At 60.6% G+C, this 18,514-nt stretch carries 18 protein-coding genes and 1 tRNA gene; 9 read left to right on the top strand and 10 right to left on the bottom strand.

Annotation, left to right across the window (positions count from 1 at the left end):
- Positions 1–20: 20 nt before the first annotated feature.
- Positions 21–1,427 carry a bifunctional phosphopantothenoylcysteine decarboxylase/phosphopantothenate synthase gene (locus tag GOB87_RS06300; protein ID WP_166313917.1) on the bottom strand — a complete coding sequence of 469 codons (1,407 nt, stop codon included), beginning with the start codon at positions 1,425–1,427 and terminating at the stop codon, positions 21–23.
- A gap of 3 nt (positions 1,428–1,430) precedes the next feature.
- Entirely contained in the window at positions 1,431–2,225 is a 795-nt protein-coding gene (locus GOB87_RS06295; RefSeq protein WP_166313915.1) for a class I SAM-dependent methyltransferase, read from the bottom strand.
- 28 nt (positions 2,226–2,253) lie between these two features.
- Between GOB87_RS06295 and mutM the strand changes: the two genes are divergently transcribed.
- From mutM to GOB87_RS06260, 7 genes are all read left to right on the top strand, one after another.
- Positions 2,254–3,177, top strand: coding sequence for a bifunctional DNA-formamidopyrimidine glycosylase/DNA-(apurinic or apyrimidinic site) lyase (gene mutM / locus GOB87_RS06290; protein WP_166314021.1), 924 nt, complete (start codon positions 2,254–2,256; stop codon positions 3,175–3,177).
- A gap of 100 nt (positions 3,178–3,277) precedes the next feature.
- Entirely contained in the window at positions 3,278–3,547 is a 270-nt protein-coding gene (gene rpsT / locus GOB87_RS06285) for a 30S ribosomal protein S20 (protein WP_166313913.1), read from the top strand.
- A 397-nt stretch (positions 3,548–3,944) separates the two neighbouring features.
- Entirely contained in the window at positions 3,945–5,402 is a 1,458-nt protein-coding gene (gene dnaA, locus GOB87_RS06280) for a chromosomal replication initiator protein DnaA (protein ID WP_373320651.1), read from the top strand.
- A gap of 133 nt (positions 5,403–5,535) precedes the next feature.
- The gene (gene dnaN / locus GOB87_RS06275) at positions 5,536–6,660 is read left to right on the top strand and encodes a DNA polymerase III subunit beta (RefSeq protein ID WP_166313911.1); all 1,125 of its coding nucleotides are present in this window, start codon (positions 5,536–5,538) and stop codon (positions 6,658–6,660) included.
- Between the two features lie 37 nt (positions 6,661–6,697).
- Positions 6,698–7,831: a DNA replication/repair protein RecF gene (recF, locus tag GOB87_RS06270; RefSeq protein WP_166313909.1), complete on the top strand. Its 1,134-nt coding sequence runs from the start codon at positions 6,698–6,700 to the stop codon at positions 7,829–7,831.
- 133 nt (positions 7,832–7,964) lie between these two features.
- Positions 7,965–10,406, top strand: a complete 2,442-nt coding sequence (gene gyrB / locus GOB87_RS06265) for a DNA topoisomerase (ATP-hydrolyzing) subunit B (RefSeq protein ID WP_166313907.1) — start codon at positions 7,965–7,967, stop codon at positions 10,404–10,406.
- A gap of 102 nt (positions 10,407–10,508) precedes the next feature.
- Positions 10,509–10,850, top strand: a complete 342-nt coding sequence (locus GOB87_RS06260) for a hypothetical protein (protein ID WP_166314017.1) — start codon at positions 10,509–10,511, stop codon at positions 10,848–10,850.
- A gap of 182 nt (positions 10,851–11,032) precedes the next feature.
- Here the strand turns inward: GOB87_RS06260 and GOB87_RS06255 are convergent, their stop codons facing one another.
- From GOB87_RS06255 to hisG, 8 genes are all read right to left on the bottom strand, one after another.
- On the bottom strand, positions 11,033–11,755 hold the full coding sequence (locus GOB87_RS06255; RefSeq protein ID WP_166313905.1) for a hypothetical protein: 723 nt from the start codon (positions 11,753–11,755) through the stop codon (positions 11,033–11,035).
- Between the two features lie 278 nt (positions 11,756–12,033).
- A tRNA-Phe gene (locus GOB87_RS06250) sits at positions 12,034–12,109 on the bottom strand.
- 66 nt (positions 12,110–12,175) lie between these two features.
- Entirely contained in the window at positions 12,176–12,361 is a 186-nt protein-coding gene (locus GOB87_RS06245) for a DNA gyrase inhibitor YacG (RefSeq protein WP_166313903.1), read from the bottom strand.
- Positions 12,354–13,478, bottom strand: a complete 1,125-nt coding sequence (locus GOB87_RS06240; RefSeq protein ID WP_166313901.1) for a ribonuclease E/G — start codon at positions 13,476–13,478, stop codon at positions 12,354–12,356. Before GOB87_RS06240 ends, GOB87_RS06245 begins: the two co-directional genes overlap by 8 nt.
- On the bottom strand, positions 13,466–14,104 hold the full coding sequence (locus GOB87_RS06235; RefSeq protein ID WP_166313899.1) for a Maf family protein: 639 nt from the start codon (positions 14,102–14,104) through the stop codon (positions 13,466–13,468). The genes GOB87_RS06240 and GOB87_RS06235 overlap by 13 nt, the downstream gene beginning before the upstream one ends.
- Positions 14,105–14,110: 6 nt before the next feature.
- Positions 14,111–14,329, bottom strand: a complete 219-nt coding sequence (gene infA / locus GOB87_RS06230; RefSeq protein WP_146889024.1) for a translation initiation factor IF-1 — start codon at positions 14,327–14,329, stop codon at positions 14,111–14,113.
- A gap of 108 nt (positions 14,330–14,437) precedes the next feature.
- Positions 14,438–15,730 (bottom strand): histidinol dehydrogenase, encoded by a 1,293-nt coding sequence (gene hisD / locus GOB87_RS06225; protein ID WP_166313897.1) that lies wholly within the window; start codon positions 15,728–15,730, stop codon positions 14,438–14,440.
- Positions 15,731–15,787: 57 nt separating this feature from the next.
- Positions 15,788–16,525 carry an ATP phosphoribosyltransferase gene (hisG, locus tag GOB87_RS06220; RefSeq protein WP_166313895.1) on the bottom strand — a complete coding sequence of 246 codons (738 nt, stop codon included), beginning with the start codon at positions 16,523–16,525 and terminating at the stop codon, positions 15,788–15,790.
- 173 nt (positions 16,526–16,698) lie between these two features.
- On the opposite strand from hisG, the gene GOB87_RS06215 reads away from it, so the two are divergent.
- Together GOB87_RS06215 and GOB87_RS06210 are read left to right on the top strand one after the other, a co-directional pair.
- Positions 16,699–17,700 carry a glycosyltransferase family 2 protein gene (locus GOB87_RS06215; RefSeq protein ID WP_166313893.1) on the top strand — a complete coding sequence of 334 codons (1,002 nt, stop codon included), beginning with the start codon at positions 16,699–16,701 and terminating at the stop codon, positions 17,698–17,700.
- A 112-nt stretch (positions 17,701–17,812) separates the two neighbouring features.
- Positions 17,813–18,514, top strand: a complete 702-nt coding sequence (locus tag GOB87_RS06210) for a YggS family pyridoxal phosphate-dependent enzyme (RefSeq protein WP_166313891.1) — start codon at positions 17,813–17,815, stop codon at positions 18,512–18,514.

Genomic DNA, 18,514 nt, shown 5'->3' with positions numbered 1-18,514 from the left:
GGAAGAGCCGAAAGACGGCATCAGTTCATGTCTCCATCGGCAGAAAGGGCGGGTGCACCGAAACGGCGCGCGATGCGCCGCGCCAGCCTGAGGGCAAGATCGGTCTTGGTCATGCGGGGCCAGTGTTCCACGCCATCGGATGTGATGAGAAGCACGGTGTTCTCCGTGCCGCCCATCACGTTCGTGCCGACCGATACGTCATTGGCCACGATCCAGTCGCAGCCCTTGCGTTTGCGTTTGGCGATGGCGTTGGCTTCCACATCGTCCGTCTCGGCGGCGAAACCCACCACAAGAGAAGGTCTGTGTGGGCCGGGCGCGGAGAGGGCCGCGAGAATGTCCGGGTTGGGAACAAGATGCAGCGAAGGCGGCATGGCGTCCGCGCTTTTCTTGATCTTGGACGTGACGGCGTTCGTCACCCGCCAGTCCGCCACAGCCGCGGCGCAGACGGCAATATCGGCGGGAAGCGCATCCCGCACGGCCTGCTCCATTTCCAGAGCCGTTTCCACGCGCCGAAGCGTCACGCCCGCAGGAGCCAGAAGATTGGTGGGACCGCTGACAAGTGTGACGCGCGCTCCCAGAGCGGCCAATGCCTCCGCAATGGCGTACCCCTGAAGGCCGGAAGAGCGGTTGCCGAGATAGCGCACCGGGTCGATCGGTTCATGCGTCGGACCGGCCGTGACGAGAGCGTGACGGCCAAGAAGCGGCTTCCACAGCGTCGTGCCGTCCACCGTTTCCACGGAGGAGCGCACGACAGTCCCGCCGGGGACGATGTCGCAGGACGAGCCGGTTTCTGTTCGAGGGCAGGTCATGGTCGAGGATGCGTGCGGTTCTGCTGAACCGGACGTGGGCGATGCGATGTTGAGCCGCGCAAGGATGGCATCGCGCAGCACCGGCGGCTCCACCAGCCGTCCGAATCCATATTCCCCGCAGGCCATCATCCCTTCATCCGGTCCGACGAACTCGACTTCTCGCGCTTTCAGCGTGGCCACGTTGGCACGTGTGGCGGGGTGTTCCCACATGCGCACGTTCATGGCAGGCGCTGCGAGGACAGGGGTGTCGGTGGCCAGCAGGAGGGTGGACGCCAGATCGTTGGCCAGCCCCACCGTCATCTTGGCCAGAAGGTCGGCGGTGGCCGGGGCCACGACCAGCAGATCAGCCGAGCGGGACAGGGCAATATGGCCCATCTCCTGCTCGTCGGTCAGGGAAAACAGATCCTGATGCACCGGATGGCCGCTCAAAGCCTGAAGCGAGAGCGGCGTTACGAATTCGGCGCCGGCTTTTGTGAGCACGCAGCGCACATCGATATGGGCCGCCGTGAGCAGCCGCACGAGTTCGAGTATCTTGTAAGCAGCAATGCCGCCGCCGACGATCAGAAGCACGCGCCCACGCAGGGCGGTCACGGTGTCATCCGGTGCGGCAGCGGCCATGGTTCAGAGTCTCCAGCCGGAATGGATGGCCGCGATTCCCCCTGAGAGAGAGGTGTAACGCACCTGCGTGAAGCCGGCCTCGCGGAACATATCCGCGAGCGTTTCCTGATCGGGGAACATGCGGATGCTCTCGGCCAGATACTGGTAACTCTCACGGTCCTTGGCGACGAACGTGCCCATGGCGGGCAGAACCTTGAAGGACCATGCGTCATAGATCGGGGCGAGAGCCGCGACCTGCACACGGGAAAATTCGAGACAGAGGAAGCGCCCGCCCGGCTTGAGCACACGCCTTGCCTCGCGGAGCACGGCCATCTTGTCGGTGCAGTTGCGCAGGCCGAACGAGATGGTCACGCGGTCCATACAGCGGTCGGGAAGGGGAATCTGCTCCGCGTCCACCACACAGAAGGACAGGTCCGAGACAAACCCACGAGAGATGGCGCGGTCGCGGCCTACCGAGAGCATGTTGACGTTGATGTCGGTCATGATGGCTGGCCCACCGCCACCGGCGAGCCACCCGAAGGTCACGTCACCTGTCCCGCCCGCGAGATCGAGCAGTTTCAGACCGGGCTGGGGGGCGAGTTCGGCATTGAAGATGCGCTTCCAGACACGATGGACGCCCAGCGACATCAGATCGTTCATTACGTCATAGCGATTCGCCACGCTGTCGAACACGGCGCGTACGAGGGGCTTCTTCTCCTCGCGCGGGACGGCGCGGTAGCCGAAATCGGTGGTGTCAGCACCACTCAGGTCGTCCGGTGGGGCGGGGGCATGCAGGTCGGGAGAGGCATTGTCGGTCATGGGCACACTCTATAGCCTCTTTGCCGTCATGCCAGAACTCCCTGAAGTCGAAACCGTGATGCGCGGCATGAAAGCCGCTCTTGAAGGTGACGTAATCGCCACCGCTTCCGTGCGCCGGCCCGATCTGCGCTGGCCCATGCCTGTCGGTCTTGCCGATCGGCTTGCGGGCAAACGCATTGAGAGTTTTCGTCGGCGTGGAAAATACATTCTGATGCGTCTTTCGGGTGGTCAGTCTGTCCTGCTGCACTTGGGAATGTCAGGCCGCGTCAATCTTGGGGAGGGCGGCTCTGCGGAAGATGTAGCGGTGCCACATGAGCATGTGGCGTTCACCACGCGAGGCGGGAAGCGCTTTGGGCTGGTGGATCCCCGGCGGTTCGGCGCGTTGGATATCGTGCCGACCGCAGGCGAAGACCGTCATTCCCTGCTGGGGAGTATGGGGCCTGAACCGCTGGAGGCGGCTTTCACGGGTGCCTTTCTTGCATCGGCGCTGGCGGGGCGCGGGACGCCCATCAAGATGGCGTTGCTGGATCAGCGCATCGTGGCGGGCTTGGGTAATATATATGTGTGCGAAGCGCTCTACCGTGCGCGTATCCATCCTGCGACCCCGAGTGCTCTGCTGGACCGCGTAGCCTGCGACCGGCTTGTGGCGGCTGTCCGTGCTGTGCTGGGGGAGGCTATTGCGGCCGGCGGTTCGAGTCTGCGTGACTATGTTCAGCCGGATGGCGAGTTGGGTTATTTTCAGCACGCATGGCGGGTTTATGGGCGCGAGGGGCAGTCTTGCCCTGACTGCGGGTTGGAGGCAGATGGGCCCGTTTGTCCGGGAATCCGGCGCATCACGCAGTCAGGCCGCTCCACTTTCTTCTGTCCACGTCTTCAGGCGGAATCCGTGAATAAAGACACGGCTCCTACGGGAAAGACCGGTCGGAAGGCCGTCAAAGTGAAGTCTGCTTGACGTGTGGGTGGCGTGTGGCTTAGAGAGGCCACCTCATTTGGCGGGTGCGGCTGTGCATCCCCACTCACATTGACCTTCTTGCTGGATCAGACACAGAAACATGGCGAACATCGCATCTGCCCGTAAGCGCATCCGTCAGACGGAGCGTCGTACTGCTCGCAACACGGCACGCAAGTCCCGCGTGCGCACCTTCATCAAGAAGGTCGAGACCGCCATTGCGAGCGGCAACAAGGACGAGGCGAATGCGGCCCTGAAGCTGGCTCAGCCGGAAATCCAGCGCGCAGCCACCAAGGGCGTGATGCACAGCAACACGGTCGCTCGTAAGATTTCCCGTCTGTCGGCCCGCATTAAGGCGCTTGCGGCGGCCTGAGGGTCGTCCGTATACGGTCCAGAAGGTAGAACTGGTGAATGCCCGTGTCTCCTTGCGGAGAGCGGGCATTTACGTGTTCACAGGGTGGGAAGAGATGCCGTCTCCCAACGTGCCTGTGTTCGGGGAAAATCGTTGAGTTCCCCTGCCGGCCCTATTAGCGTGAGTTACCATCGTCCCTGACGACTCCTGTGCGCGTTTCGCGGCTGTCAGGAGTGTTCCGCCCGGAATTCCGGTGCGGCAAGTAACTGCGTTGGAATGAGGCGAGAGCGTTTGGATGCCGCAACGCGGCGTTCGGGCGTGTGTTTATGGAACTGGATGTTCCTGATTCATGCGGGAGGCGCGCTGCGTTTCCATGGGCATGAAGATGGGAGCGCGAATCTGCAGGAAATCGATGCCGGTGCCACCTTCCTCCGAAATGTCAGCAGGTTCCGCCCGCGCCGCAGCTGAACCGATTGCCCCGGTTTCATCTGGCGGCAACGGTCTGCTTGCGGATGCCTGGGCGCGCATTGCCGAGCGGATGCGGACAGAGGTGGGTGACGTTGAATATCGCACCTGGCTCCAGCAGATCGTTCTTGGGCCGGTTGAAGAAGATGAGGTGACGCTGCTGCTTCCCACGCGCTTTCTGCGTGACTGGGTGCGCACACAGTATGGCGATCGCCTCAACACGCTGTGGAATCAGGAAATCCCGGCCATTCGTCGCGTGGAGCTTCAGGTCATGCGGCCGGGAGAGAGACCGGCAGCGCCGATTGCCGCTGAACCTTCAGAGAGTGCTCCGGTGCCAGAGCCAGCCGCGGCTCCTGTTTCCGATCGCGCCAGCGACATGCGTTCCGATCTGGCCGTGCCACTGGACCCGCGCTTTACCTTTGACACCTTCGTTGTCGGCAAGCCCAATGAATTTGCCTATGCCTGCGCGCGGCGTGTGGCTGAGAAACCGTCCAGCGTCGGTTTCAACCCGCTGTTCCTCTACGGTGGCGTCGGGCTCGGCAAGACGCATTTGATGCACGCGATCGGTGCGGAGTTGATGCGCAATGGCGGTATTTCGGTGGCCTATATGTCCGCCGAAAAGTTCATGTATCGCTTCATCGCCGCCATCCGTTCTCAGTCCACCGTGGAGTTTAAAGACCATCTGCGTTCCGTGGATGTCCTGATGATCGACGATCTTCAGTTCCTCATTGGCAAAGACAACACGCAGGAAGAGTTCTTCCACACGTTCAATGCCCTTGTGGATGCGGGACGTCAGATCGTGGTGTCGGCGGACAAGTCGCCTTCCGATCTCTCTGGGCTTGAAGATCGTCTGCGCACCCGCCTTGGTTGCGGCATGGTGGCCGATATTCACGCCACGACATTCGAGCTGCGCATCTCCATTCTGGAAGCGAAGGCCACGGCGTCGGGCGTGCACGTGCCGGGCAAGGTGCTGGAGTTCCTCGCTCACAAGATCACCTCCAATGTTCGTGAACTGGAGGGCGCGCTCAATCGCCTGATCGCGCATGCCAATCTGTTCGGGCGCCCCATCACGCTGGAGTCCACGCAGGACGTCCTTCACGACATTCTCAAGGCGCATGATCGCCGCGTGACGATTGAGGAAATCCAGCGCAAGGTTGCCGAACACTGGAACATCCGTCTGACGGATATGTCCTCGGCCCGCCGCGCTCGTGCCGTGGCCCGGCCTCGGCAGGTTGCGATGTATCTGGCCAAGCAGTTGACCAGCCGCTCCCTTCCCGAAATTGGACGCAAATTCGGCAACCGCGACCACACTACCGTCATGCACGCCGTCTCGCGTGTGCAGGAACTGATGGAGCGGGATGGGGCTTTTGCCGAGGATGTGGAGCTTCTGCGCCGGATGCTGGAAAGCTGAGGAAAACGGGCGAAATCATGGCGCGGCCCTTGTCGCGCGACTCCCGCTTCCCTAAACTGCAACACCCGATTTCAGGGGCGCATATGGCGTCCGCACGGTGCGCAGAATGCACCCCACGAAGGAACAGGTGTCGATGAAGTTCACGGCCGATCGCGCCACGCTGCTCAAGGCTCTCGCGCACATTCAGAGCGTTGCCGAGAAGCGGAACACCATCCCCATCCTCGCCAATGTGCTCATCGACACGAGCAACGGTCGTCTGTCGCTCACGGCCACCGACATGGAAATCGCCATTGTCGAGGAAGTGCCCGCTACGATCGATACGCCGGGCGCCGCTACGGCACCTGCGGCCGTGCTTTATGAAATCGTGCGCAAACTGCCCGACGGGGTGGAAGTGGAGCTGAGCCATCCGGGGGCAGACGCGCAGCTCGACCTCAGGGCCGGGCGTTACACAACCCGACTGAACGCGCTCTCGGTGGACGATTTTCCTTCGATGATCGCGGGCGATCTGCCGCATCAGTTCCGCCTCAACAGCGCTGTGCTGAAATCATTGATCGACCGCTCGCGCTTTGCCATTTCCACGGAAGAGACGCGCTATTACCTCAACGGCATTTACATGCATGTCGCGGAAGGTGACGCTGGCGGCCTGCTGCGCGCGGTTGCGACCGATGGTCATCGTCTTGCGCGTGTGGAAACCGAATTGCCGGCGGGTGCTGCGGGGATGCCGGGTGTGATCATCCCACGCAAGACCGTGGGCGAGGTGCGCAAGCTGCTTGATGAGGCGCCTGAAGAAGTGGAGGTGGCCGTATCGGACACACGCATCCAGTTTACGGTCGGGTCCATCACGCTCACCTCCAAGCTGATCGACGGCACGTTCCCTGAATACCAGCGCGTCATTCCGGCAGGAAACGATCGCACCCTGCGCGTCGGCAAGAAGGATTTCTCCGATGCCGTGGCACGTGTGGCGGCCATCAGTCAGGAGCGCTCGCGTCCGGTCAAGCTTGCCCTTTCCCGTGATCTGCTGGTGCTGTCAGCCTCCAGTTCGGATCAGGGGACCGCGAAGGAAGAACTCGACGATAACCGCGTGACCTATGACGGTGACGACATGGAGATCGGCTTTCAGGCGCGTTATCTCAACGACATCACCGATCAGGTCGCCAAGGAAGTGGAGTTCGTCTTTGCCGACAGCTCCGCGCCCACCATTGTGCGGGACGTGGACAGCCCGTCTGCGCTCTATGTCCTGATGCCGATGCGCGTCTGAGATCGCGCAGGCCGGGGCGGTTGTCCCGGCCCTCATGATGACGCGACTTCAGCGCCTCATTCTTACGGATTTTCGCAACTACACCCGTTTGGTGTGGGAGCCCTCGCGCTCACCCATTGTCCTCACCGGTGATAACGGCAGCGGCAAAACCAACCTCCTTGAGGGACTGTCTCTTCTCGTCCCCGGTCGCGGGCTGCGGGGCGCGCGGAATGCCGATCTTCCCCTGCGTGCACCGGATGGGACGCCTGCAAGTGCGGGCGGTTGGGGTGTTACCGCAAAATTCAGCGACACGAATGGTTCTTTCGAAGTGGCCACCGGTATGGAAGCGGGACGCGATGGCGGTGCGCGGCGGTTCCTGCTTGACGGGGTGGCCCTGCGCGGGCGCGGGGCGATAGCGGAGTATCTTTCGGCCGTATGGCTCACGCCCCAGATGGACCGGTTGTTCGGGGAAAGCACGAGCGGTCGGCGGCGATTCCTCGATCGGCTGGTGGTTTCCATGACGCCGCATCACGCGCGCGAGCTTGCCGCCTGCGAACGCGCCACAGCCCAGCGGAACAAGATGCTGGGTGTGGGGCAGGTGGATGACATATGGCTGGCGGCCATTGAAGACGCGATGGCCCGGCATGGTGTCGCGGTGGTGGCGGCACGGCGCGATCTGGTGGCGCAGCTCAACAGGACGGGCGCCGATCCACGTGGGGCGTTTCCATCCGCTGAACTCTCGCTGGTCTGCGCTATCGCGCAACGGCTGGAGGAAGAGCCTGCTCTTGCTGTGGAAGACTGGCTGCGTCAGCAGTTGCGCGCGAACCGAGCGCTGGATCGTGCGCGTGGGCTGGCGACACTGGGCGCCAATCGCACCGATTTTGCCCTGCATGACCGTGAGACGGCTCGCAACGCGGCGGAAGCAAGCACGGGACAGCAGAAAACCCTGCTGATCGGAATCATTCTTGCGCATGCCCGGCTTATGGGGGCGGGCGGGCACGTGCCGCCCATGCTGTTGCTGGATGAACCGCTGGTGCATCTGGATACGCGCCGTCGTGAAGCGTTGCTGGAAACATTGCTCGATTTTTCAACACCCGTTCTGCTCACAGGTACGGATCGTGAGCCGTTTGCACCTTTGGAGAACCGGGCGGCTTTCGTGCATCTGGAAGATGGACGGCTGAAGGAGGAGTGATGTCCACGCGTAACGAGAGCGAAAGTTCCGTTTCATCCGGCAACTATGGGCTGTGTCTGCTGGTCCGCAGCCTTCCGAGCGGCTATAAGAAAACTCACACACTAGCTCGAACGACTGGAGCACTCCGCGCATCATGACCGATTCCGCCACGCCTGAGATTTCCGCTGAAAACGACGAGTACGGCGCGTCCTCCATTTCGGTGCTCAAAGGGCTGGATGCGGTGCGCAAGCGGCCGGGCATGTATATCGGTGACACCGATGACGGCTCGGGTCTGCATCATATGGCGTTCGAGATCATCGACAATGCGGTGGACGAGGCGCAGGCCGGCTTTGCCAATCATTGTGAGGTGACGCTCAACGCCGATGGCAGCGTGACGGTGCGTGACAATGGACGCGGCATTCCCACCGACATGCATGAAGAAGAAGGGATCAGCGCCGCCGAGGTTGTGCTGACGAAACTTCACGCAGGCGGCAAGTTCAATCAGAACTCCTACAAGGTTTCCGGTGGCTTGCATGGCGTGGGCGCGGCTGTGGTGAACGCTCTGTCGGAGTGGATGGAAGTCCGCATCTGGCGCAACGGCCTTGAGCATGTGATCCGCTTTGCGCATGGCGAGCGCACCGAAGAGCTAAAGGTGGTGGGGCCGTCCGATGCCGAACGCGGCACACAGGTCACCTTCCTGCCCAGTGGCGCCACGTTCGCAAAGACGGTCTTCGAATTTCCCATTCTGGAACGCCGTCTGCGGGAACTGGCCTTTCTCAATTCCGGCATGAAGATCACGTTGCGCGATGCCCGCACCGATCCAATGCGCGAAGAGGTGTTCCACTATGACGGCGGCCTGATCGCTTTTGTGGAATGGCTGGACCGTTCGCGCACGCCCATCATTGTGCCGCCGATTTCAGGCAGCCTTGAAAACCCCGACAATGGTATCAAGGTCGAGTTCGCGCTGACGTGGAACGACAGCTACCACGAGACGATGCTGTGCTTCACCAACAACATCCCGCAGCGGGACGGTGGATCGCATCTGGCGGGATTCCGTCAGGCTCTGACACGCATTGTCGGAAAATATGCCGAGGGTATCGCCAAGAAAGATGCAGGCACGCTCACGGGCGAAGACATGCGCGAGGGGCTGACGGCAGTGCTTTCGGTGAAAGTGCCGGATCCGAAATTCTCGTCGCAGACCAAGGACAAGCTCGTTTCTTCCGAGGTGCAGCCGGTGGTGCATACGGCTGCGGCCGATATGATCGGTCACTGGTTCGAGACCCATCCCAAAGAGGCGAAACTGGTTGTCGCCAAGGTGCTCGATGCCGCCTCTGCCCGTGAGGCGGCGCGCCGTGCGCGTGAACTGACGCGCCGCAAAGGCGTGCTGGACATTTCCTCGCTGCCGGGCAAGCTGGCGGACTGTCAGGAACGCGATGCGTCCAAAGCCGAACTGTTCCTCGTTGAGGGTGACTCCGCAGGCGGCACAGCTAAGCAGGGGCGGGATCGTCGTTTTCAGGCGATCCTGCCGCTGAAGGGCAAGATCCTGAATGTGGAGCGCGCGCGTTTCGACCGGATGCTCGGTTCGGCGGAAATTGGCACGCTGATTACGGCGCTTGGCACCGGTATTGGACGCGGGGAGCCGGAGCAGGGCGGCTTCAATATTGAAAAGCTGCGTTACCACCGTATCGTTATCATGACCGATGCCGACGTGGATGGCTCGCATATCCGCACATTGCTGCTGACGTTTTTCTTCCGTCAGATGCCCGAACTGATTGAGCGCGGGCATCTCTACATCGCCCAGCCGCCGCTCTACCGCGCCAAGCGTGGTAATGAAGAGCGGTATCTCAAGGACGATGCGGCGCTTGAGCAGTATCTGCTCGACAAGGCGCTCTCAAATGCCACGTTCACGCTTGGCAACGGTCGGACACCGGAAGGCGAGCAACTCGAGGCCGAGATCAACTTCATGCGGGAGGCCGCGCGGGTCATAGGTCGTCTGTCGGCTCGCACACCATCGTGGATCATTGAGCAGGCGGCCATTGCCGGTGTGTTCGATGCCGATCATGGCGCGGCGCTGGCGCGTGTGCCGGAACTGCAGAAGCGTCTGGATGAGGCATCTCCTGTAGCGGAACGAGGCTGGAAAGTGTCGCTCAGCGAGACAGGGCTGGAAATGGCTCGCAATGTGCGTGGTGTGGGCGAAGTGTGGCGCGTGGAGGCTTCATCGCTGAACAGTGCGGACACACGCTGGCTGGCGGCCAATACCGAACGTCTGATGAGTGAATATGCCAAGGACGCTGTGCTGAAGCTGGACGGTGGCACCGAGATCGCAGTGGCGGGACCGGCTTCCGCCTTCACTCGCCTTCTGGCGCAGGGACGCAAGGGGCTTGCGATCAATCGCTTCAAAGGTCTGGGCGAGATGAACGACGAGCAGTTGTGGGACACGACGCTCGACCCCGCCACACGCACGTTGCTGCGTGTTCGTGTGTCTGACATGGAAGAAGCTGGTGAGGTGTTCTCCACTCTCATGGGAGACGTGGTGGAGCCGCGCCGCGACTTTATCGTGGGGAATGCGCTCAAGGTCGCCAATCTCGACGTCTGAGGATCATGTCTTCCGCCGTATCTTTTCAGGTGCGGTGGGAGGCGGTCTGCCTATAGCCGGAGTGTCTTCGTGATCGTTCTGGATCACCCGTATTTCTGCGACATGCCGGACAGTGTGCGTTACATGCGTCCCGAGACATTTCCCCGACCGTTCATCGAGAAGGGAATTGTCTTTGTCCTGCCGGACAAGTTGAAGAATTTTCGCAGGAATCTTTTTCATGTCCGCAGGCGCGACGACGACAGTGCGGCAACCTATGTGCCGCTGTTTCGTGCGAAATGTATTCTGGAGAGTGATCCGCGCCCGCCGGATTTACTTGGGCCGTATGATGTGTATCCGTTCTATACGAAAGTAGCGCGGAACCGGCGGCATTATCTTGATTACTACATGCTGTTTCTGTTCAGCGGGCAGCCTGAGTTTGCACGGTTTCGGGCGTTGGCTATGTAGTAAAGAACGCTTTTGGCACCAATGTCTGGACAGCCTTGGATGCCTGTGTGTGACCTGCGTCTTTAAAACGGTGTGGCGCATCACGAAAAATGTGGTCTCGGAATATCCGTGAAGATAAATGAGATCTTGAGCGAGAAAAATCCTCAAGAACTCTCAGTAAGCGTCACTGGGCTTGGGGCGATTTATTTATCAGAACTTTCCGCTGAAGAGCTATCATCTTCATACGCATGCGCAATGACATAATCGGCAATGTCAGCTATTCGCTCGCCCCGAGACACTGCGGCATTCCATAAGATCGCTAAAATCGAAATAACAAAGAATAAAACGCAGAATATAGAAAATATTCCAGATCGATATCCGCCATTGAATAAATTTATTATCGGGAAAAGAGAGGAGATTAATGGGACTACGGAGCCTATTCTAGAAAAAATGCCCAAAAATGCTTTTGGTCCTTTTCCCTCCACTCCTAAATGCTGCCGAAAAAGAAAGACAGCATATTCAAGGTCATTTTCATTAAATCCACTCAATTTGTTATAAAGTATTACGCCATTTTCAATCGAAGGGAGGGTATTTTCTGTAATAGATGCTAATGGGCCACGAAAAGAAATTTGACTGCCAAATACCAAGAATAAGCCGAAAAGATAAATGACAAAAATGGCAACGCGTATTTTTCCTAAATAAAGCGCAATATTTTCGCTACTAAGGGGCGTCCACCGTGGGTCAAAGAATATGGCGGCGGCAAGTGCCCCTCCAACAAATATGAGACCAGAAAATAAGCAAAATGATCTTTTCTTTCCAAGCGACATTCCGCCTCTTGTAATTAATCTTCCTTTCACAGCGTCAATCAATATTTTTGTAATGTCGTCACATTCTACAGATTTACAAGGTTTTTTTGCATTGCTCATGAGGGCTACAATCAATATTTTTAGAAATGAATATTGCTCTGTGTAAGCTAAGAAAAAATGCACTCCAAATATAATGAAATATTATTAATAAATTAGTATTTTTTTTGAAACGAAAATGGTTTGAAAGATTTCAATTTTATTGATTTCTGAGCTTGGTCTACTATCGACGAGTGAGATTTTCCCCTTAAATATATTTAAGGCTAAGGAGATCATGAATTGATTGTCTGAGACTTAGGCTGGACATCTGGAAACCAGTTTTCCAGACGCATTAGCTAGAGTGGTGCCCAAGACCGGGATCGAACCAGTGACACTGCGATTTTCAGTCGCATGCTCTACCAACTGAGCTACTTGGGCACCGTGCTGAAGGGAACGTGTCCCCGTCAGGCATGGAAAGGCGTTTAACCCGACAGGCGACGAAGATCAAGACAGCAGATCGTCATCATCGCGAGATTTTTCGCCTTCTTCCTCAGCAATCGGTTCCGGCACGCGGTAATCACCGGAAAACCAGCGTCCCAGATCCACGTCGGCGCAGCGTCGTGAGCAAAAGGGGCGAAAAGCGGGCGCGCTCGGCTTGCCACAGATGGGGCAACGGGTCTGTTCAGTCACGTGCGGATCGTCCTTCGACAAGGTTCCATGACAGCGGTGGCAGCGAAGGATCGCTGACGATCGTCAGCGGATGTTCACACCATACAGTGACGTCGTTCACCGCCAGCGGGTCCTCTTCCAGCGCTCGAGCAAGTGTTGTGCCGGTTTTCAGCACGGGGCGCAGCCCGGATTGACCCGCGCAGTGTGCAGCGACTTCCCGCAGGGCAGCCAAAGCGCGTCCGTGCGGGCTGGCCAATTCTTCGTGCAGCGGGGCGCGAGTGCGGGCACGCACGATTTCAATCAGACCAAGCGCCGTGATGCCGAGACATCGCGCACGAAGAGGGTCGGATTCCAGCGCACTGTCTACGCAATCGCGGAGCGCCTGTCGTTTGCGGGTGGACAGGCCGGCCGGGTCGATCAGGATCGCGCCCGAAAGATTGCGCAGAACAACCTGGCGCACGATCTCAGGCAGGGCGTCACGGTTGAGAGCGAACTGCGCCGTCTGCTTCGGGAGCGAGGCGTTTGCTGCCGTACCGCTGTCCATGTCGATGGCCACCAGCGCAGGCGTGGGCGTGATGGTGGCGGTCATGCCGCCGGGCAGGGAGACATCGGGAACGCTCAGGGCTTCTACGGCGTCCGCAATGTCCTCATCCCATGCTTGCGGGACGATGCGGACACGTTCCCGTAAGCGGCTTGGTACACGGGCAGCAAAAGCCGGCGTGTCGATCAGAATGTCACCCGTCCAGCGCTGTGCCATTTCTTCCAGAGCCGAAGGACCGGGTTTCAGGAGTCCCGGAGAGGCCGCAGGCGTATCGGGGACAAGACTGAGGCGTGGCCCTTTGTTTCCCATGGGCGCGCGCGTCACGCACACGGTGACGGCCTCACCTTCGCACAGTGAAGGGTGATGTTCTTTCAGGGGCAGGAAGCCATCGCTGTCAAAACCGGGAAGCGAGATGAACGCGCCGCCAAGAGTGGGGGCTAGTTTACCGACGCGGCCTCGAAAAACGGCACCCAGCAGATCCGGTTTTCCCGGTGTCCACAGGCCAAAATCTTTCAGGGTGCCGTTTTCGAAAACGGCAATCCGGGCCAGTCCTGGTGAGCAGGCCACCCGTAGGGCGGCATCTGTCACGGTAACCATGCCCCTTTCTGACCGCGCAAAAGCTGAGCTGTCTCAAACAGGGGCAGGCCGATAACGGCAGAGGGGCTGCCGGACACGAAGCGGATGCAGGCGGCGGCCTGTCCCTGCAGCGCGTAGCCGCCCGCCTTGCCTTCCCAATCACCGCCGTCCAGCAGGGCTGTGATCTGGGTATCGGTCAGGCGTGAGAACGCAACAGCGGTCTCGACCACGCGCAGCCCACATCGTCCGTCCGGCCATGCGGCGGACGGACGAACGGCCACTGCCGTGATGACGGTGTGACGACGACCTGAAAGCAGGCGGAGGCAGCGTTCCGCTGTTGCGCGGTCGGTGGCTTTGGGAAGGATGCGCCGCCCGAGCGCCACAACGGTATCGGCTCCGAGAATGAGTGCGGGATCGGATGTGCGCGTGGCGACGATCTCGGCCTTGGCGCAGGCGAGACGCTCGGCATAGGGACGCGGCAATTCACGCGGTGCGGGCGTTTCATCGATGTCGGGGGCGTCGATGCGATCAGGCGTCAGTCCGATCTGGGCGAGCAGAGCCAGACGGCGGGGAGACGCGGAGGCGAGCACGAGCGCAGGGCGCGCGCGACTCGACTCTGTCCCCGGGTGAGCGGGTGTTCCCGTCACGCAGGCTTACTTGAAGCGGAAGGTGATGCGACCTTTCGTCAGGTCATAAGGCGTCATCTCTACGCTCACACGGTCACCGGCCAGCACGCGGATGCGGTTCTTGCGCATCTTTCCGCTCGTGTGGGCAAGGATCATGTGCTCGTTGTCGAGCTTGACGCGGAACATGGCGTTGGGCAGCAGCTCCGTGACGGTTCCGCTGAACTCGATCATGTCCTCTTTAGACATTCTGGCTTCCACTCATTCTGTGTTTCCTGTCCCATCTGGGGAAATGCAAGGTCGGGGTTATGGCCGCGGCACGGGGCCGCGGTCAAGTTTAGGTTGCGTGGCTGGGCCTCAGCGTTTGTCCAGCCGGGCCGAAATGCTGAGCGCATGGGCCTCCAGCCCTTCGGCCTGAGCGAGTGTGACGCCTGCGGGACCGATGCGTTCCAGTGCGGTTTTATCGGCGGCGATGAACGTCGTGCGCTTGAGAAAATCATAAACAGACAGACCCGAGGCGAACCGCGCCGTGCGCGATGTCGGCAGCACATGGTTCGGGCCGCCGATATAATCTCCCACGGCTTCGGGGCAGAACCGCCCAAGGAAGACCGCGCCCGCGTGCTTTGTCTTGGCAAAGAGGGCGCGTGGGTCGTCCACCATCAGTTCCAGATGTTCCGGGGCTATGCGGTCCACCAGACGCGCCGCCTCGTCCCAGTCGGGAACGAGGATGATCGCACCGAAATCACGCCAGCTTGCTGAGGCAATGACCCGGCGTGTCAGCGTCTCCAGTTCGCAGGCGACGGCTTCGGCCACACGATCGGCAAAGGAGGCGTCATTGGTGATGAGAATGGCCTGCGCCAGTTCATCGTGCTCGGCCTGCGCAAGCAGATCGAGGGCCACGAGTCGCGGGTCGTTGTTGGCGTCGGCCACCACCACCACTTCGGACGGCCCTGCGATGCTGTCGATCCCCACGCGACCGAATACCTGCCGCTTGGCTTCCGCCACATAGGCATTGCCGGGACCGACGATGCGGTCCACCGGACGGATCGTCTTTGTGCCATAGGCCATAGCACCTACGGCCTGCGCGCCGCCGATGCGGTAGATTTCGGTCACACCTGCGCGACGGGCGGCCGCAAGCACCAGTGGGTTGAGGACGCCATCGGGTGTCGGCACACACATGGCCAGCCGCTCCACGCCCGCGACATGGGCGGGAATGGCGTTCATCAGCACTGAGGAGGGGTAGGCCGCCTTGCCGCCCGGTACGTACAGCCCCACGGCATCGAGAGAGGTCCAGCGTTGACCGAGCGTCACGCCGTCTGCGTCGGTGAATTCCATGTCCGTGGGGAGTTGGGCGCGATGAAAGGCCTCAATGCGGGTGGCTGCGACTTCCAGCGCATCGAGTTGGTCGCGGGGCACCTGTGCAATGGCGGCGTCCACTTCGGCGGCCGGGATGGCGAGCCGGTCAGGTGTCAGTTTCATGCGGTCGAAGCGGGCGGTAAACTCGCAGATGGCCTCATCACCCCGCGTGCGGACGGCTTCAAGAATGGCGGCGACCGGGGCGTCCACCCGTCCGCTTTCGGTCTCGCGGTCTGCGAGTAGGGCGGTAAAGCCGGCCTCGAACTCCGGCGTGCGGCTGTCCAGACGTTTCATGGCTGTCCTCTCTGGTCTGGCATCCGTGTTCGGCATGCGCCTCATGGATGCGGGCATTCAGGCGGCGACGGGCAGGAGAGCGTCGCGGAAGCGGGCGATGAGGGCGGCGATTTCTTTCGGGCGTGTCTTCAGCGCGGTACGGTTGACCACCAGTCGGCTCGTGATCTGCATGATGGTTTCCACTTCGTGCAGGCCATTGGCGCGCAGGGTGGAGCCGGTGTCCACCAGATCCACGATCAGGCGCGAAAGGCCGAGCATCGGGGCCAGTTCCATCGCGCCATGCAGATGCACGATATCGGCGTTGATGCCGCGTTCCGCGAAGTGACGACGGGTGATGTTGGGATATTTGGTGGCGACGCGGATGCAGGAGTGACGGCTCCAGTCATGGGCATCGTCATCGCCATCAGGGCTTGCGACCGAAACGCGGCAACCGCCGATCCCGAGATCGAGCGGGGCGTAAAGTTCGGGGTAATCGAACTCCATCATAACGTCTGCGCCACAGATGCCGAGCTGCGCTCCTCCCTGCGCCACGAAAGTGGCCACGTCGAACGAGCGCACACGCACGACGTCGAGATCGGGATTGTTGGTGTCGAAGCGCAGACGGCGGCTGCTTTCATCGAGGCAGTCGGAGGACGGAACGATTCCCGCGCGCGCCAGAAGCGGTTTGGCGCTCTTGAGAATACGACCCTTGGGCAGGGCAAGAATCAGCTTGCCATCCGTCGCTCCGCCGTGATGCGGGGTTCCGGCACAGACGGGGGAGGGTGCTACAGGGGCCGGGTTCCGCTCGACAGTCATCCAACACTCCGGGGCGGTCGGGACGTGGGAATCAGCGGTCCGCGACGGCTTCATGATGTTCGCTGCCGCCTTACCATACTGCGCAGGGAGCGCCAAAACGGTGTGGCCGGTGGGCAGGCGGCACGCGGCGGCGTAGGGTGCGCGCAAACGCGAGAGACTGAAGCGAGGGCGCCATGGCGCGAGTGAAATGCGTGATGATGCAGCGTGACGAGACGCTGCTGCTGGAGCCGTGGTTCCGCCATTACGGGCATCTGTTCGGTTTTGAGAACCTCGTGGTTCTGGATAATGGCTCCATTGAGCCGGATGTGCTTGCCACGCTCGACCGCTACGCCCGCGCGGGTGCACAGGTTGTGCGGGGTCTTGGCCGCACCATGGATTTTGAGGCCAAGGGCCAGTACGTCCGCCAGATCATCGAACACTGGGACACGGAGGAGGATTATGACTTCGCCCTTCCCGTGGATTGTGACGAGTTTCTCGCGACCTATACCGCTGGCGGATTGAGCTGCGCGCGAGGGGCCATTCACGCGACTCTCGACGCATTGATCGGGGAACAGCGCGCCATGCAGATACGCTTCAATCCGGCGAATGTGCCGGGTGTGGCGGGTGGATTTCTCCCGATGGATTTCCCCAAGAAGTTTGTTGCGCGCGGCACTGTGGGAGAGGTGGATCTGGGCTATCACGCCATCACGTCGCGCGTGGCGGAAGGCTTCGTGGAGACGACGCTTGCCTATCTTCACATGCACAACAAGCCGTTTCCCATGCTTGTGGAACATGCGGCGCGTAAACTGCGCGACCGCGTGGACGTCACGGACAAGAAGGCCTTGAAGAGTTTCGTGGGCGCGGGGATGCACCTGATCGATTACTTCTTCATGACGGAAGAAGACTATCTCGCGCGTTTCGCCAATGGCGTGTTTCTGCGTTTTCCGGGCGTGGTGAACCATTTCGGGGCGTTGGGAGTGTGCAACGCGTTCTTCGGTACGCTGGCCCCTATGGAGCCTGAACGACCGCTCGACCTCGTGGAACTGGTGGAGGTCGTGGACGGTCAGGTCACACGTTCACGGCCATTCGACGCTCAGGCCTATATGGCGTTGCACGCAGACGTGGCGGCCTCAGACATGTCCGCCTTTTACCACTACTGTGCATTCGGGATGCTGGAAGGGCGAGGGATCGGGTGAATGTTGTATCCGGACATCTCTCGTCACCTGGTTTCCTGAAAAAGAGGATGATTGTCTGCTGCTCGTACGCGCCCTCTTGACCCTTCGCTTGCGTGCGGCATTTTGTGCCATCATGGATATCGCATCTTCCCAGCATGACGTGGCTTCGGCACTCGCCGGTGTGCGGGTTCGCATAGAGCAGGCGGCGCGTGAAGCCGGACGTGATCCGGCGGATGTGACGCTGGTGGCCGTCTCCAAATTCCATCCGCAAAGCGCGGTCGAGGCTGCGTTGCAGGCGGGACAGCGCGTCTTTGGCGAGAACCGCGTGCAGGAAGCCGCAGCGAAGTTTCCGGCGCTGCGTAAGGCATGGCCCGATCTGAAGCTGCATCTCATCGGTGGTCTCCAGACCAACAAGGCGCGGGAGGCCGTGCGTATCGCGGACATGATCGAGAGCCTCGACCGGCCCTCTCTGTCGGACGCGCTGGCGAAGGCGGCCGATCAGGAAGGGCGTCTGCCCGATCTTCTGATCGAGGTGAACACGGGGGATGAGCCGCAGAAATTCGGCGTTCCGCGTGAAGAGGCGGAGGCTTTCATCCGGGCGAACCGGACACGCTTCGGCGACAGGCTGCGCGGTCTGATGTGTATCCCGCCCGCAGGCCAAGACCCTGTTCCGCATTTTCAGTTTCTGCGTCAGCTTGCCGATGAACATGGGCTTGCCGTGCGGTCCATGGGCATGTCGGCGGATTTTCCACAGGCCATTGCGCAGGGCGCAACACTGGTGCGAGTGGGAACGGCCATCTTCGGAGGCCGACCCGCAGGACTTGCGGCGAACTGA

It is taken from the genome of Acetobacter estunensis (genome assembly GCF_011516945.1).
GTDB classification, from domain to species: domain Bacteria; phylum Pseudomonadota; class Alphaproteobacteria; order Acetobacterales; family Acetobacteraceae; genus Acetobacter; species Acetobacter estunensis.
The sequence above is the reverse complement of the archived record's forward strand: the minus strand, read 5'-3'. Positions and strand labels throughout refer to the sequence as shown.

Bases quoted from the DNA above. Each gene is read 5' to 3' on its own strand.
- gyrB (WP_166313907.1), top strand. From the start codon at position 7,965: ATGACCGATTCCGCCACGCCTGAGATTTCCGCTGAAAACGACGAGTAC.
- mutM (WP_166314021.1), top strand. From the start codon at position 2,254: ATGCCAGAACTCCCTGAAGTCGAAACCGTGATGCGCGGCATGAAAGCC.
- GOB87_RS06215 (WP_166313893.1), top strand. From the start codon at position 16,699: ATGGCGCGAGTGAAATGCGTGATGATGCAGCGTGACGAGACGCTGCTG.
- GOB87_RS06240 (WP_166313901.1), bottom strand. From the start codon at position 13,478: ATGGTTACCGTGACAGATGCCGCCCTACGGGTGGCCTGCTCACCAGGA.
- infA (WP_146889024.1), bottom strand. From the start codon at position 14,329: ATGTCTAAAGAGGACATGATCGAGTTCAGCGGAACCGTCACGGAGCTG.
- hisD (WP_166313897.1), bottom strand. From the start codon at position 15,730: ATGAAACGTCTGGACAGCCGCACGCCGGAGTTCGAGGCCGGCTTTACC.
- hisG (WP_166313895.1), bottom strand. From the start codon at position 16,525: ATGACTGTCGAGCGGAACCCGGCCCCTGTAGCACCCTCCCCCGTCTGT.
- GOB87_RS06260 (WP_166314017.1), top strand. From the start codon at position 10,509: ATGCCGGACAGTGTGCGTTACATGCGTCCCGAGACATTTCCCCGACCG.
- dnaN (WP_166313911.1), top strand. From the start codon at position 5,536: ATGAAGTTCACGGCCGATCGCGCCACGCTGCTCAAGGCTCTCGCGCAC.
- GOB87_RS06255 (WP_166313905.1), bottom strand. From the start codon at position 11,755: ATGAGCAATGCAAAAAAACCTTGTAAATCTGTAGAATGTGACGACATT.
- recF (WP_166313909.1), top strand. From the start codon at position 6,698: ATGACGCGACTTCAGCGCCTCATTCTTACGGATTTTCGCAACTACACC.
- rpsT (WP_166313913.1), top strand. From the start codon at position 3,278: ATGGCGAACATCGCATCTGCCCGTAAGCGCATCCGTCAGACGGAGCGT.
- GOB87_RS06210 (WP_166313891.1), top strand. From the start codon at position 17,813: ATGGATATCGCATCTTCCCAGCATGACGTGGCTTCGGCACTCGCCGGT.
- GOB87_RS06300 (WP_166313917.1), bottom strand. From the start codon at position 1,427: ATGGCCGCTGCCGCACCGGATGACACCGTGACCGCCCTGCGTGGGCGC.
- GOB87_RS06295 (WP_166313915.1), bottom strand. From the start codon at position 2,225: ATGACCGACAATGCCTCTCCCGACCTGCATGCCCCCGCCCCACCGGAC.